Annotated in this window: 14 protein-coding genes, 1 tRNA gene and 1 other RNA gene; 10 read left to right on the top strand and 6 right to left on the bottom strand. The window is 62.2% G+C overall.

Annotated elements, in window-relative coordinates:
* Positions 1-172: 172 nt before the first annotated feature.
* Positions 173-1,159, top strand: a complete 987-nt coding sequence (locus HMPREF3101_RS05320; RefSeq protein ID WP_070463419.1) for a hypothetical protein — start codon at positions 173-175, stop codon at positions 1,157-1,159.
* 272 nt (positions 1,160-1,431) lie between these two features.
* Positions 1,432-3,027 (top strand): CYTH and CHAD domain-containing protein, encoded by a 1,596-nt coding sequence (locus HMPREF3101_RS05315; RefSeq protein WP_070463418.1) that lies wholly within the window; start codon positions 1,432-1,434, stop codon positions 3,025-3,027.
* 6 nt (positions 3,028-3,033) lie between these two features.
* Here the strand turns inward: HMPREF3101_RS05315 and HMPREF3101_RS05310 are convergent, their stop codons facing one another.
* On the bottom strand, positions 3,034-3,240 hold the full coding sequence (locus tag HMPREF3101_RS05310) for a hypothetical protein (protein ID WP_070463417.1): 207 nt from the start codon (positions 3,238-3,240) through the stop codon (positions 3,034-3,036).
* Between the two features lie 40 nt (positions 3,241-3,280).
* Between HMPREF3101_RS05310 and HMPREF3101_RS05305 the strand changes: the two genes are divergently transcribed.
* Entirely contained in the window at positions 3,281-4,477 is a 1,197-nt protein-coding gene (locus HMPREF3101_RS05305; RefSeq protein WP_070463415.1) for a galactokinase family protein, read from the top strand.
* A gap of 12 nt (positions 4,478-4,489) precedes the next feature.
* Here HMPREF3101_RS05305 and HMPREF3101_RS05300 read toward each other — a convergent pair whose 3' ends face one another.
* From HMPREF3101_RS05300 to HMPREF3101_RS05280, 5 genes are all read right to left on the bottom strand, one after another.
* Positions 4,490-5,875, bottom strand: a complete 1,386-nt coding sequence (locus HMPREF3101_RS05300) for an RNB domain-containing ribonuclease (protein ID WP_070463414.1) — start codon at positions 5,873-5,875, stop codon at positions 4,490-4,492.
* 26 nt (positions 5,876-5,901) lie between these two features.
* Positions 5,902-6,306: RNase P RNA component class A (rnpB, locus tag HMPREF3101_RS05295), an RNA gene on the bottom strand.
* Positions 6,307-6,441: 135 nt separating this feature from the next.
* Entirely contained in the window at positions 6,442-7,581 is a 1,140-nt protein-coding gene (locus HMPREF3101_RS05290) for a bifunctional RNase H/acid phosphatase (RefSeq protein ID WP_070463412.1), read from the bottom strand.
* Between the two features lie 2 nt (positions 7,582-7,583).
* On the bottom strand, positions 7,584-8,261 hold the full coding sequence (locus HMPREF3101_RS05285; RefSeq protein WP_070463410.1) for a zinc ribbon domain-containing protein: 678 nt from the start codon (positions 8,259-8,261) through the stop codon (positions 7,584-7,586).
* Positions 8,262-8,266: 5 nt separating this feature from the next.
* Positions 8,267-9,430 carry a Nif3-like dinuclear metal center hexameric protein gene (locus HMPREF3101_RS05280; RefSeq protein WP_070463409.1) on the bottom strand — a complete coding sequence of 388 codons (1,164 nt, stop codon included), beginning with the start codon at positions 9,428-9,430 and terminating at the stop codon, positions 8,267-8,269.
* Positions 9,431-9,469: 39 nt separating this feature from the next.
* On the opposite strand from HMPREF3101_RS05280, the gene HMPREF3101_RS05275 reads away from it, so the two are divergent.
* From HMPREF3101_RS05275 to HMPREF3101_RS05245, 7 genes are all read left to right on the top strand, one after another.
* On the top strand, positions 9,470-10,105 hold the full coding sequence (locus tag HMPREF3101_RS05275) for an HAD hydrolase-like protein (protein WP_246816656.1): 636 nt from the start codon (positions 9,470-9,472) through the stop codon (positions 10,103-10,105).
* On the top strand, positions 10,092-10,589 hold the full coding sequence (locus tag HMPREF3101_RS05270) for a low molecular weight protein-tyrosine-phosphatase (protein WP_083280102.1): 498 nt from the start codon (positions 10,092-10,094) through the stop codon (positions 10,587-10,589). Before HMPREF3101_RS05275 ends, HMPREF3101_RS05270 begins: the two co-directional genes overlap by 14 nt.
* Positions 10,590-10,594: 5 nt before the next feature.
* On the top strand, positions 10,595-11,521 hold the full coding sequence (locus HMPREF3101_RS05265) for an SURF1 family cytochrome oxidase biogenesis protein (RefSeq protein ID WP_210386173.1): 927 nt from the start codon (positions 10,595-10,597) through the stop codon (positions 11,519-11,521).
* A gap of 19 nt (positions 11,522-11,540) precedes the next feature.
* Positions 11,541-12,092 carry a hypothetical protein gene (locus tag HMPREF3101_RS05260; protein ID WP_070463405.1) on the top strand — a complete coding sequence of 184 codons (552 nt, stop codon included), beginning with the start codon at positions 11,541-11,543 and terminating at the stop codon, positions 12,090-12,092.
* Positions 12,093-12,145: 53 nt separating this feature from the next.
* A complete protein-coding gene (locus tag HMPREF3101_RS05255; protein ID WP_070463403.1) occupies positions 12,146-13,474 on the top strand; it encodes a hypothetical protein in 1,329 nt (442 codons plus the stop codon).
* Positions 13,474-14,211, top strand: coding sequence for a hypothetical protein (locus HMPREF3101_RS05250; RefSeq protein WP_070463400.1), 738 nt, complete (start codon positions 13,474-13,476; stop codon positions 14,209-14,211). Before HMPREF3101_RS05255 ends, HMPREF3101_RS05250 begins: the two co-directional genes overlap by 1 nt.
* A 68-nt stretch (positions 14,212-14,279) precedes the next feature.
* Positions 14,280-14,355 (top strand) — tRNA-Val (locus HMPREF3101_RS05245).
* Positions 14,356-14,590: the final 235 nt, after the last annotated feature.

Raw genomic sequence — 14,590 nt, 5'->3', positions numbered from 1 at the left:
GTTTGGCCGTCCCCAACGCCGCCGCGGCTACACCCCGAACGGAAGAGTACGGATAGGCCACGTTTTCATGGTGTATTCGGGGTGTTGCGTTCGGGGTCTAGCGTGTGGGACACCGCGGCCCTGTGGTCCCCCTAGTGTGAACCAACAGCATGCGTTAGACTCCCCTCAACACATGCAACATTTTCGGGGGGAAATTGTGGACATTTACTCACTCATTGACCGTCTGATCCGTCCCGGTCAGTCGGAACAGCAGGTGTGCGAAAGGTTGTCAGCGACGAAGTTCATCGCAACGTCGGATTGGCAAGCGCTCAAGCGCCACGAGCAGGAATTTCTTCGCTGCTATGCCGTAGGTGCGGCCTCTCGCAGAGCAGTCTTGATCGGCCGCTCAGCCGCAGCTATACACAGCATTTGGACGCTTCCCGACAACAACGCTCCTGTGTATCTCGCTCACCCGAAACCCGCGAGCCCAAAGCGTTGGCCGCCAGGCGTGAGATATACGGGCATGTGCATCCCCGAAATGGATACCATCGCGTTCACGCCCACAGGCACGACAGACAAGCTCCGCGTGACCAGTCCCGTCCGAACCGCTGTGGATATTGCGCGTTTCCACGGGGTTCGCCACGGAGTTGTGGCTATGGACTCGTTGTTCCACAAAATGCAGAAGCCGTGGGAGCAACAACAGATGCGTGAAGACCTCGAAGCCACGATTCGACGGATGGAACGAAAACGAGGCATCAACAAGGCCAGGCAGGCATTGGAGTGGAGTTCGACCTGGTCAGAGTCGCCGTACGAATCGCTCTTCCGCGTCATTCTTCGAGAGTGCGGCATTGTGGTCCAGGAGCAGATGTGGATTGGTAAGCACGTCCGGCCGGACTTCGTATGGGGCCAGCTTGTTGCGGAGATCGATGGTGCGGTCAAATTTGACGAAGATCCCAAACGAGCCGCCCTGGAGCAGCTCCAGCGTGAAAACTGGATTCGTTCCCAGCTCTATGAGGTTCTCCGCATCACGGTGCCCGAGCTTCTTCGCGACGAAGCCGCGTGCGTCCGCCGCCTCCTCGAAATAAAGGCGCGATCCGAGCTGCTCGGCGAACCGCTGACAAAAGCAACACGCGAACGCCCACGCTCCGGCGAGCACTGGCGCTACCAGCCCAGCGCCTAAGGCCGCCTAGCGCGCCGCTATTTTGCCGTTGTTCCCTAAACCCCGAACGGAAGAGTACGGATAGACCACATTTCCATGGTCTGTTCGGGGTGTTGTGTTCGGGGTGTAGCGGGCAGCGTCGGGGTGTAGCGGGCAGCGCCGGGAGCCATCGCGACCGAGCGTGGTGAAACGTGATCCCGCACCCCGGGCGACCCGCCACACAGCACACCCCGGGCGACCCGCCACACCCGCGACTATCGTTGTAACTAATACCCAACTAAAGGAGGCCACCCATGGGCGAGAAGAAGAACAAGCAGGCAGAACGCCACCTCGAGGTGGAGATCAAGCTTGCCGTGGATGATTCGACGGCGGTGCCGGACTTGACGCAACTGCCGGGGGTGAGCGCAATGAAGGGCACCACGGAGCACAACCTGTCCGCGGTGTATTACGACACGCCTGATCTCAGGTTGAGTAGGCAGAAGGTTACGTTGAGGCGTCGTAAAGGAGGGGTGGACGACGGCTGGCACATGAAGCTGCCGGCGGACGGTGATGGGCGCCATGAGCTGCGCGCGCCGTTGGAAGATCCGGCCACGATTCCTTCTGAGCTGCTGGATCAGGTGCGTGCGATTGTGCGCAATGTGCCGTTGGAGCCGGTGGCGCAGGTGGACAACCGTCGTGTGGAGTCCAAGCTTGCTAACGAAGAAGGCGAGGTCATCGCGGAGTTTTGCGACGATCACGTCACCGCCTGGTCACTACTTCCCGGCGGCGAGCGCACCTCGTGGCGCGAGTGGGAGCTTGAGCTGGCGGAGTCGATTGCCGGCACCGAGGAAGGTCACGCGGTGATCCGTCAGGCCACGTCTTTCCTTATTAATAGTGGTGCGAGGAAGTCGTCGTCGCCGTCGAAACTGGCCACGGCGCTGGGCGATTCGGTGCACACCGCTCCCCTGCCGCCGCATTTGCAGGAGCCGGAGTTGGAGGAGGGCTCGCCGGCCGCGGCTGTGATCGCGGCAGTGCGCGCGCAGCGTGCTGAGATCGTGGCGTGGGACCCGAAGGTGCGCGCGGATGAGTTCGATTCGGTGCACCAGCTGCGGGTGGCTACGCGCGAGATGCGCTCGCTGTTGGAGACGTTTGAAGGCATCCTCGAAGGCGAGCAGCTTGCAACGCTTGAGGCGGAGTTGAAGGAAACCGCCGCGGTGTTGGGCGTTGCGCGTGATGCCGAGGTGGTTGAGGAGCGCTTCATTGAGCTGCTGGAGACCGATGAAAGCGGTCTGATCGATGACGCCACCCGTGCCCACATCGCCGGCGACATGCGGTCGGACTACACCGCCGCGCACGCCGAAATCGTTGCGATGCTGGACGGTGAGCGTTTCTTGAACATGCTGGACGCCATCGATGATCTCCTCGCCTCCCCGCCGGTGCATTCCAGCCCCGAAGAGGAGTCCGAGGAGAGTGAGACGGACAAAAAGATCCTCATGGAGCACCTGGAGAAGGCGTTTAAGAAGGTGCGCAAGCGCGACGCGAAGGTTGCGGAGCATTACCACGACACGGATTTGCCGCTGCACAAGCGCGAGGATTACGTGCATGATGTGCGTAAAGCTGTGAAGAAGTTGCGTTACGCCACGGCGGCTGCGGAGGCTGCGGGCATTAAGACGGGGCGCCTGGCTAAGGCGGCGAAGGCGCTGCAGACCGTGTTGGGTGATTTCCAGGACGCTGTGACCTCGCGCGATCGTATTTTGCGCCTGACTGATGAGGCCCGCGAGCGCGGCGAGGACACGTTCGCTTACGGTTTGCTCTACCAGCGGGAGCTCATGCTTGGCGATGCCGCGTTGTCCCCCTACGACGCCTCCATGCGAGAGCTGAAGAAGGCGTTTAAGAAGATTTCGAAGTAGGTCGGCTTACTTCTCCCAGGAGGCGGGTTCGCCCCAGTTGTCGTCGGCGTCGTCGGCGGCGTCGGCAAGCCGGTTGCGTTCTTTCGCAATGGTGATGGCGTGCTCGGCGGCCTCGCGGGAGTCGTACGGGCCCATGCGGTTGTCCCAGGAGGCAACCTTGCCTTGGGTGACTTCGCCGGTTTCGGGGTTGTAGTAGAACTTGTCGTCGCTCATGGCCAAAAGTGTACCTGTATGAGTTGGTACTGTAGGCCGCATGGCAAAGCTGACAGAGGCGGCAGAGGCGGCAAAAGCAGTACGCGCACAGCATGCGCAGCGTACCGGGGTGCAGCCTGCGTATGTGGCGACGGCGCCGGCAACGTGGGTGTTGATCGGTGAGAACGTGGATCACTTCGGGGGCGTAACCGTTGTTGGGTTGGGGGATTTACGTGCGGCGGCTGCGGTCAGTCCGCGTGATGACGACCTGATTACGCTGCACGCCGAAAGCCCCCACTCCCCTGTGACTACGGGTGAGGCGACGCTGGTGCAGCTTGCAGAAGGCGCGATCGAGGATCCGCTGATGCGCCGCGTGGTTGGTTTGGTGCAGACGATGATTACCCGCCAAGTGCTTTCGCGCGATACGGCCGGGTTGGACATCACGGTGGTCTCCGAGATCCCGGTTGGTGCTGGTCTTGGCGCGTTGTACGCGGCGGACGCGGCGATTGCGCTGGCCCTTGCCGGGGGCAACGCGGAGGTGAATGATCCGCCGATACGCACACGCCTGGCGGAGATCTGCTCGCACGCGGTTGGTACGTATTCCTCGCTTGCGGTTTTGCGCGCGCGTCACACGGTGGCGCTTCGCGGCACGCCTGAGCAGGTCACGGTGGTGGATTACGCCGACGGCTCGGTCGCACCTGCTCCACACCCGGGCAGGTTGGGTGTGCGTATCTTCTCCATTGCACAAGCGTGGGGACAGCCGCACGGCAAGCAAAAAGAGCGTATTGCAACGTGGCGTGGGTTTATTGATGATGCGGTGGGGAACTTTGGCGTGGCGTCGTTACGCGAACTGCCCGATAACGTGGACCGGGTAGTGGAGTGGGTGGAGGCGCGGCGCGACGCGGGCGATGAGAAGGCGCCGGAGCCGCAAACCGCGCGGCGTTGGGTGCAGTTCTGCGAGACAGAGACGCTGCGCAGCCTGGCCGCGGCTAAGGCACTGCGCTCACGCCGAGGCAACGAGCTGTTTACCTTGCTGAACTCCCCAAACGAGGCGCACGATCTGGAAACCCCGGACGCGCTGGTGGCACTGGCGCTGCAGCGCGGCGCGACGGCGGCGCGGCCGGCGGCGGCGGGTACTTCGCAGGCCGTGGTGGCGTTTGTGCCGCTTAAGGAGGCAGACGAGTTTGCCAAGGTGTTTGCCAAGGACTTCCACGTGCTGGAGATCCGCCCGGGTGAGGCCGCACGGCTGGACGATTAGGGAAGATAACGCCTAGTCAGCGGGCCAGGCAAACTCCACTTTGCGCGCTTCGGGGTCCGCGCGAATCAGGGAGAACACGCTTTGGGTGCCTTCGGCAGGCCCGCCTATCGACGGCGCGAGCAACGGCGGCTGCGTCACAAAAATGTGTGCACGCTGCGAACGGTGCTGCAGCACCACGCCCTCAAAGTTGTGCCCCACCCAGGGCTTAAGCACGGTTGCCTCCGTGAGGTTCAGCGCCGCCTTGTCTACGGTGTTAGCCAGTTGTGAGGTGCGGGACATGGTTTGCAGGACTGCCTCGGCGTCATCCGTCACCCAGCTTGGGATCTCGTAGCCTCCACAGATAGCCAGGCACACTTCGGTTGCGTAGCGGTCAATCAGCCTGCGCAACGGCGCTGTGACGTGCGAGTAGTATCCGCCAATCCCGGCATGCACCTCCGGTGCACCCTGGGACAAATCCACATACCCGGAGGAGCGCAAAAGCTTCTGTGCTTCACGCATCACGGCCGCGCCGCGCGGGGTGTCTGCATCTACGCCCGCTAAAAATGCGCCGATCTCCCCCTCCACGTCAAAGCCCAGGTTGTGCGCCTCCGCGCGAAACTCCGCTTCCGCCTCCGCGGATGCAGGCTTAAGTGTGCGCAAGAACCCCACGCCCGCCTCCACCATCATGCGCCCAGCCACCATGCCCGTGAGTAGGGAGAGCTCAGAGTTGTAGTCCATCGCGGCGAACCTGGGCTCAATGACCAGCTCAAACGTGCCGTCGGAGTTTTCCACCACGCGCACTGCGGGCAGGCGTAGGTTGACGGCTTGGCGTCGAAAAGAAGATTGCTGTCTGAGTTTGCCCACCTCGGGCAGGAGGCGTATCTGCGCCATCGCGTCTCCCCTATCAAACGCCTGCTGCACCTGCGCGTAATCCAACCTGGCCACGGAATGGATCAGGGCGCGCTCGACGTGGGCGTGTTCGACTTCGCCGGCGGCGTCAAGATCAAACGTCCATAAGACAGCGGGGCGATCAACATTGGGAAGCAGCGACGCGCTGCCTTCTGAAAGTGGCGCCGGGTGTAGACGTGCCGGCTCATCCGGCAGGTAAATCGTCTGCCCACGCTGCAACGACTCCTGCTTGACCAGCGAAGACGGCTCCACAAACGCCGCGACATCCGCAATGGCGTAGTACACGCGGTAGCCATCCCCTCGCGTTTCAATGCACAACGCCTGGTCCAAGTCTTTGGCCCCGGGTGGGTCGATGGTGACCATGGGGATGTCGCGGGCGTCCATACGCTTGTGCCCAGGCGAAAACTGCAGGTGCTGCGCCTCCTCCAGCACCTCAGGCGGGAAATCCGTGGGCACATCGAACTCTTGCGCAAGTGCACGGAAATTCAGCGGCGCGGCATAGAGCTTCATGCTTTGCCAGCATGCCAGACCAAGGGCGAATGAGTCGGCCTATGAGCCGGATTCTGTACCCTTTCGGGCGGCGATCATCCATCTGGGCCACCCATTGCTGGGCGCCTCAAGCAGCTACCTTCGGACTGGGCGGGCAGCCTCATCGCGTCCGACAACCTCCGCCTTTTAACGGGCGGGGGCTCTTGCCTTGCTCCCGGTGGGGTTTACCTGGCCGCCTGTGTCACCACAAACGCCGGTGCGCTCTTACCGCACCCTTTCACCCTTACCCCTGCCTTAGGACAGTGGCGGTTTACTCTCTGTTGCACTTTCCCGCGGATCGCTCCGGGTTGCTGTTAGCAACCACCGTGCCCTGTGGAGTCCGGACTTTCCTCGACCTGCGCCTACCCCAAGTTTGGGGCGGTTCACACCGCCGCGATCACCCAGCCAACTCATTCGCGGTAGCTCATTCTAGTGCGCGGTCAGCGCATGCGCCCAATCGGTGTTTGTAGCTACCTACACGCAGCTACTCAACGATTTTTCGCTTGGTAGCCGGGTGTAAGTAGCTGCAAACGTACCGTGGGGTGTGTTTAGCGGTGGTGCGCGACGTCGTTGAAGGTACGCACCACACCAAAATCACCGTAGAACTCCACCACGGAAATGCTGGCCAGGTCTAAGAACATGTGGCGAAACGTCTCCGCACTCGCACCGAGTGCCTGGCGGATCACGGACTTAATCGGCGTCATGTGCGTGACCACCAGCACCGTCTTCCCCTCGTGCGCCTCCTGCACCTTCAGGCGAGCGCGGGTGACGCGCCGGTGCAGTGCAGTCGTTGATTCGCCGTCCGGGGGGCTCGTGCTAAACGACGCCTCCCACCGACCAAACTCTTCCCCATACCGCTCCATGGCTTCAGCGCGGGTCAGTCCTTCGAAGGCGCCGAAGTTGAGTTCGCGGAAACCGTCGATAATCTCCACGTCCAAGCCGAGTGCCTCCGCGCAGTACTCGGCGGTTTCGCGAGCGCGGCTCTGCGGGGAGGAGACGATCACGTCGATCTTGCCCATCGCCGCGATGGCGCCTGCGGTGCGTTTCGCCTGCTCACGGCCAATCTCGGTCAGCTTAGGGTCAGAAGAACCCGAGTACCTGCGCTGCGCCGAATGCTCCGTCTGCCCATGCCGCAGGAGGACGAAGCGGGTACGCGGCGCGGCCGTGCCCGACCAGTGCGCGGGGCTTGCAACAACGTGCGACTTCGCGGCAGGTTTCGAGGCAGTTTTTTCGTCAGGTTTCGAGGCAGGCACGCCGCCGTCGAGGATGCGCGGCGTGCCGTCTTTCGTGGCGGCATCCATGGCAACGTTGGAAAGCTCGTCGGCCTTCTTATTCTTGGCGCGCGGCACCCACGTGTAGGTGACCTTGTCAAAGGACTTGGCTACGTCGCGTGCATCACGGGCCAGTTTCTGCATGTCGGGGTGCTTGATTTTCCAGCGTCCCGTCATCTGCTCGACGACAAGCTTGGAGTCCATCGACACGTCCACACGCGTCGCGCCCAGGTCGCGGGCGGCTTCAAGGCCGCGCAGCAGCCCGTAGTACTCAGCGACGTTGTTGGTGGACTTGGCGCCGACTACGTAGGCGATCTCCACCAAGGTGTCGCCAGCCTCGTTATATAGGACGGATCCGGAGCCGGCGATGCCGGGGTTGCCGCGGGAGCCGCCGTCGCAAAACAGCGAAACACGCATGGCTAGCGCTCCGTCACGCGCACCAAGAGGGTGCCGCAGTTGGGGCAGGTCGGCAGCTCATCGTCCGCAACGGCCATGACCTCGGCGCGCTCAGAAGGCGGCAGCTGCAAAAAGCAGCCACCGCAGGTGCGGCTGTTAAACGACGCCGCACCGACGTTGTCGTACACAGCCAGGATATCTGCCGGCAGCTGAGCCCGCAGCGCGCCGGTGTCTACCGGGGTTTCCTCCGGCAGGGCGTCCACCGCACGTTGGGCTTGCTCGAGTTTGCGCGTGGCCTCATCAAGCTGCGCACCGTGGACCTCACGGTTGTTGCGAAGCGCCGCGATCTCGTTATGCGCCTCCTTGAGCTCATAACGCAGATCCGTCAGACGCGCCTCCGTGGTGGACAGGTCATGCTGCAGATCACGGCGCACCTCAACGTCCGTTGCCGCACCAAGCTGGGCAATGTTGTCCTTCTTGCGTCTCTCAAGCTTGCGCTGGTCCTCCTGAATACGGCGGATCTCCAGCTCCATGTCATCTACCGCCATCTGTGCGGCAGAGGCGGCCGCGGCAATACGCTCGCGTTCCTTCCCGGCGCGCTGAAGCTCCGCAACCTCCGGTCGGGCGACCGGGCGTGCGGCTGCTGCTTCTGCAGTAGCCAGCTTGAGCAGCACGGGTTGTAGTTCCTGCGACAGGTGCATGGGTGTTAATCCTCCACGTTTGAGTTGGCGGTGGGGTGTGCGGAAACGGTCCACGGGTCGGTGCGTACCGGCAGGATAATGGTTTCCACGTCTAGCTCTGCCACGATACCCGCGGCCTGCTCGGTCCACGGAAACTCGCTGGCCCAGTGGGCGGTGTCAATGACTGCGGGTCCGCCGGCGCGCAGGTGTTCGTCGACTGGGTGGTGGCGCAGGTCTGAGGTGACGTAGACGTCGACGCCGAGGCGTGAGACGTCGTCAAGAAAACTGTCCCCTGAGCCCGAGGAGACCGCGACGCGCTTGACCATCTGGTCTGGGTCGCCGGCGGCGCGGACGCCCCAGACGGTGGTGGGAAGCGCGTCGGCGACTTGCTGGGTGAACTCACGCAACGTCATCGCCTCAGGCAGCTCCCCGATACGCCCGAGCCCCGTGGCCTGGGATAAGTCGGTGGTGTCGGCCATTTGGACAACGTCAAAGGCCGGTTCCTCGTACGGATGAGCCTCACGCAACGCGTCAATGAGCGTGCGGCGCAGACGGGTCGGAGCGACGAATTCCACGCGGGTCTCGGTGCTGCGGTGGAGTTCGCCGACGGTGCCGGTGGTGGGCGACGCGGCGTCGATAGGCAAAAACTGCCCCTGGCCCTCAAAGCTGAACGCGCACTTGCGGTAGTTGCCGATCTCGCCGGCGCCGGCTTCGAACAGCGGGCCCATCACCGTGTCTACATCCGCCGGCGGAATGTGGATGCCCCAGTGGTCAATGCCATCCAGCAACACCGGGCGAATCGGGCGGCCGGGTTCAATGCCCACCAGCTCAGCTAACTTGTCGGACACGCCCGGGCGTGCGGAATCCGCGTTCGTGTGCGCGGCAAACAGCGCCACCCCGCCTTGAAGCAGCGTGTGAATCACCTTGCCCTTCGGCGTGTTCGCCGCCACCGAATGCACGCCGCGCAGCAACAGCGGGTGGTGCACAACCAGCAGTTGCACTTGCTTTTCGACGGCCCGCCGCGCCACCTCCAACGTACAATCCAGCGCAAACGCCACCTTGGTTACCCGGGCTTCGGGGTCGCCGCAAATCAGGCCGACCTTGTCCCAGCTTTCTGCAAGCTGCGGCGGGTAGGCGGTTTCTAGGACGCGGACGCAGTCAGCCACGGTGGCTGTATTTGAGACAGTCATGGCACCCAGCCTACAAATCCGGCATGGTGGTTTGGTGTGGTGAGCATTCTTTTAGACGTAGACGGCACCCTCATCGACTCCTACCCCGGCATCCGCGCGGGGTTTATCACGGGTATGGAGGCCCTCGGGTTGGCGGTGCCGGGTGAGGATTTCCTGCGCAAGATCCCGGGCCCGCCAATGCGTGATTCCTTTGCGGCCGCGGGTTTAGAGGCGGCGGATGTTGAGCGTGCCATGGAAGCGTATTCGGACTACATGTCTTCTGTTGGCTGGCGTGAGTTCACAATGTTTCCAGGCGTGGATGAGCTACTCAAAGGGTGGAAGATGCTAGGGCTACACATTTGTACCGCGACAAGCAAGAGCGAGCGCTTCGCCCGCCTTGCGTTGGAGGACGCCGGGTTGATGCAGCACGTGGATTTCTTAGGCGCCGCCAACCATGAGGTTGGCCGGGCCACGAAGATCGAAGTGATTGACCACGTGCTCACACATACCACACCTGCACGGCCCCTGATGGTGGGCGACCGCGTGCACGATTTTGATGGCGCGGCGCACTTCGGTTTGCCCTCAGTTGCGGTGACGTGGGGCTACGGTGATGAAAGTGAGTGGGCGCGTGCCACGCATGTGGCACGCACACCCGAAGATTTGGACACGATTGTGAGGACACATGCTGCACATTGATTTTGTCTGCACAGGCAACATTTGCCGCTCCCCCATGGCGGAGGTGATTGTGCGCGACAAGCTGGCCGAGGCCGGTTTCGCTGTGGATGAGGATACTGACAACGCCGTCAACGCCGTGCGCGTGACCTCCAGCGGCATTGGCAACTGGCACGTTGGCCACCAGGCAGATCACCGTGCACGTGCTGAGCTTGCCGCCCACGGTTACGACGGTGAAGCCCACCGCGCCCAGCAATTCGGCGCCGCTCAGTTCAACGCTGATCTGATCGTTGCCCTAGACCACAACCACGTCTCTGAGCTGGTGGCTCGCGGCGTGCCGGAATCCAAGGTGCGGCTGCTGCGTTCCTTTGACCCGCAGGCCGGCGCCGATGATCTAGGCGTGGCTGACCCGTACTACGGCGGCCCGGAGGGCTTTGCGGTGACTCGCCAGCAGATCGAGGCCGCCGCGGACGGCATTATTGACTGGGTGCGCGCCGCACTAAGGTAGTTACTGTGAAGAATTCCGGTAAGCCGTGGTGGAAGACGTTTTTGACCCCTGGTTGGGTGCTGTCAGCCGTGCTGATCATCCTGTTTTCTTACTTCGCGTTTACCACGCTTGCGCCCTGGCAGTTGGGCAAAAATGAGCGGTTAGAGCAGCGCAATGAGCACATTGTGGAGGCCTTTGACCAGGACCCGGTGCCGCTGGCTACGCGCATTGGCCAGGACGGTTCGTTGAACGACGGCGCCGATTGGTCCCGCGTTGTCGCCACCGGCCGCTACGTTGAGGGCGCGGAGGTGTTGCTGCGTCTGCGCTCCGTTGATCGCGTCGCCACATTCCAGGTGCTCACGCCGTTTGAACTCAACGATGGCCGCACAGTCCTGGTCAACCGCGGCTGGGTGCCTGCCAAGGAAGCCTCCGAAGTACCGCCGATCGAGCCCGCCCCGACCGGCGAGGTGACAATCACGGGCATGCTGCTTGCAGACGAAGGCGTCCACCCCACCAACCCCAACATCATCCACGGCCACCAGATGGTCTATTCCATCAGCCCCGGCCAGATCGGCGAGCTCACCGACACGAACCTGATCAGCCCGTACATCCAGCTCCTCAGCGACTCCCCCGGCGTGATCAACGCGATCCCGCTGCCGCAGCTCGAGACCGGCAACCACCTGTCCTACGGCTTGCAGTGGATCGCGTTCGGCCTGCTCGCCCCCGCTGGCCTGATCTATTTCATTGTCAGCGAGACTCGTGAGCGCCGCCGCTTCCGCGAGGAGCAGGAGGAGCTTTTGCTTGACGACGCCCCAACGCCCCCCACCCCCGCCCCCACAGCTGCTTCTGCGTCGGCTGCTGCCGCTTCTGCGCCAGCTCCTGCGTCGGCGCGGAGTCGCTATGGCGGTGGGCGCAGAAACCCCTGGGCCACTGACCGCGACGAGGAGCGCTAGCGGGCCTAGGATGAGGGGCGTGACTGATCTTCTTCGTAATGCTTTGGCCCTGTATGCCCAGGCAGGCGTGACGCTTGCGCCTGGTGTTGAACCGGATGACGTGGAAGATGCCGTGTTGGATGAGCCCGCTAGCTTCCGCAGCTTCCCGCTGACCACGCTTGCCGGTTTGACTGACCCGGATGGCGAGCCCCTGCTCGCTGGCACGGTGATCGGTGCTGGTCTTTCCGGTGCTGCGGACTTCACCCCCGCTATCCACCAGCTTGCGCGCGCCGCAGGCACCACTGCTTCCGACATCGCCGTCATGCCGGATCCCGGCACGCGTGGCGCAACCGGTTCCTTGCGCGTACGTTTCGGCGATTGGGACGTGGCCGACATCAACTACAACTTCGAGGACGCCACCCGCGCTTTCGAACTCGACCTAATTTCCGCGGTGTTGCCTATGGACGCCACCGCCGCCACCTTCCCTACCCCCGACGGGCGCGACGTCACCGTGTTCCTTCCATCCAACGCCGACACGGCAGGTGTGAACGCCTTGATGGACGCGATTGAAACCGAGTTCGCCAAGGCTTAACTTCCGCTAAGCTTCTCCCTAACTTGAACACCTTTAGGGGGAAGGAAATACGTATGGGGTGGGCCCAACATCTGCCAGGCTTTGAAGCGTTCGCACCACGTTTTAGCGCCGGCGGCTCGGTTGCTCTCATAGAAAGCAGTGCGGATCAGCGCAAATCCTGCCAGAAGCGGCTTAGTGATGTTGAGGATGACCTTGCCAGCGCCATGTTTGGTGGCAGCGACGGTGAGGTGTTCAACGCCATGCGCGCTCACGCGAAGCGCCTGCGGGATGCCGTGGATTCGGTTGGTGATGCCCAACAGGTACTGAGCAAGAAGATCTCCCGCTACGCCGACAAAGTGGATGGCACGCAACGCAAGCTGGAAAACCTGCGGCGCTTGGCGCAAAGCATCCATGCGCGACACAGAGCTGCCGTGGACGCATACAACCTTGCCTACCAGCTCCACTTGGCAACGAGCTCCCCTGCGACACTGCTTAACCTCAATGCTTGTGCCCAGGTGCTTTCGGGAGTCCAGAGGGAGTGGGACCAGACACTTGGTGTCGTTGAACGCACCCGCGAAAAACACGCCCACGCCGTTGATGACATTGCAAACGACATCAGCGCAGCTAAGGACCCCAGCTCCCCCATCGCGTTCCAGGCACCCGACAAGGTCACAAATTGCCAGGTTGATCAAGCTGGCGCTGAGGATGCGATCCACAAACTTGCCACAGCCCTTCACGCACTTACCCCTGCCATAGACGCGCTTCAAGAGCTCGCCGGGGTTGACAGCATCCGCGGCCAGCACATCCTCCAAGCCGTGCAGGACTTTGATGAGAAGTGGACGCCCTACCTGGTGTTGGTCCGAGGAGCTGTCACAGAGTTTAAGGAAAACGCCCAACGCTTCATGAACAATGTGCGCACGGCTGACCAGGCGGCGGCCTTCGACTTTTCTTCAATGCAGCTGGATAACCCAGCCAATTTCCAAACCTTTGCAGCACGCCACGGCCAAGGCATGGCCACCAACGCATTCGTTGGCACCTTTGCACTTGGCTTCGACATGGCCGATGCCTCCCACAAGGAAAGCCTGAAGCACGCCAACCGTTTCTCCCACCTGGCAGAGGCAGACCACCTAAGCAAATTTGTGGCACGCGGCGGCGGCGCAGTCACATCCATTGGCGGTGCGCTGTTTGATTACAACGTGTCGCGTAATGAGGGCTACTCGCAGCAAACATCTGCCATTGCTGCAGGGGTGGGCGCTAGTGCAGGAATTGGCACCGGTGCTGCATTGGCTCTAATCGGGGGATCAGCGGTTCTCACCGCACCAGGGTTGCTCGCGTTATTGGTTGCGGGAGCGTTCTCCTCTTATGCGGGTAACGAAATAACCAAGAAAGGCTTGGGATACTAATGCGTACATCACACTGGATAAAGTTGGTATTGATCTGGCTGTCTCTGCTCGTCCCAACAGTCATCGGGGTATATCTAGCGATCAGTGAGCGCAGGGACATCGGCGTTCTCGGCGTAGCGGGCGCTATTTTCCTAGGGGTCCACGTCATCATCGCGCCGTTCTTCGGCCCCGCGATCAACTCCAGCGGCAAGAAATACACGCTGAAGGCGGTACAGCCAGTCCTCCACGTATCCGACAGTGGTTATCAATGGTCCGTGACAGCCCGCAACGAATGGATCCGAGCATGGTTCGCTGGCCCCCTACTCCTGGGCTTAGGGATAGTGTCTTTAACCGCGTTTCGCTCCGACACCGGACGCGGTCCCATCATGCCGTACATCGGGGGGCTGTTGATCTTCCTAGCGCTGTATCTCGTAGTGAAGCTCCTAGCCACGGATGTGGCCGCTGAAATGCATGACAACGCCTTCACGTACAGCTCTCGGGGGTTCCCATTCCACCGCCAGGAGCACCGCATTTTGCGTATCGACGCCACACATTTCTGGCAGCACGACGACCCAATGCCCGTCGCCTGCTTCCTACGCCTCTACGGCAACACCGAGACAACCTCCTACTGGCGCGGCAAACCGTACCGGACCACACGAAGCAGCAGCGTGAAAATCCCCGTTCCCTATTTCAAAAATGCGACCGTTGATCAGGTCGAGTCCATGTTCAACAGCTTCCACGCGTCACCCCGGTGCTAGCCCAGAGACCGCAGGAAGCCCCCTCTATTTGGTTCTCTCGCATACCGTCTGTTAGTCTTTCCTAGCGCGCGCCGTTAGCTCAGCTGGAAGAGCAACTGGTTTACACCCAGTAGGTCGGCGGTTCGAGCCCGTCATGGCGCACCACTCCCCCCGGTTTCAACGCCGGGGGTTTTCTTTTGCGCGCCCTGACGTGGGGGCCGGGCCGGGCCCCACCCGCAAACGGTCCGACCGCCCCGCCACACCAAATGCAGCTACCTACATGCAGCTACCTGCCATTTTTTCGCTTGGTAGCCGGGTGTAGGTAGCTGCAAACGCGGAAAAGGCGCCGCGCCGGGCGCCGCCAAACGCCCCCGCCGGCCCGCGCAGGGCGACGCTGGGG

Source organism: Corynebacterium sp. HMSC29G08, assembly GCF_001806875.1.
Taxonomy (GTDB): Bacteria; Actinomycetota; Actinomycetes; order Mycobacteriales; family Mycobacteriaceae; genus Corynebacterium.
The sequence above is the reverse complement of the archived record's forward strand: the minus strand, read 5'-3'. Positions and strand labels throughout refer to the sequence as shown.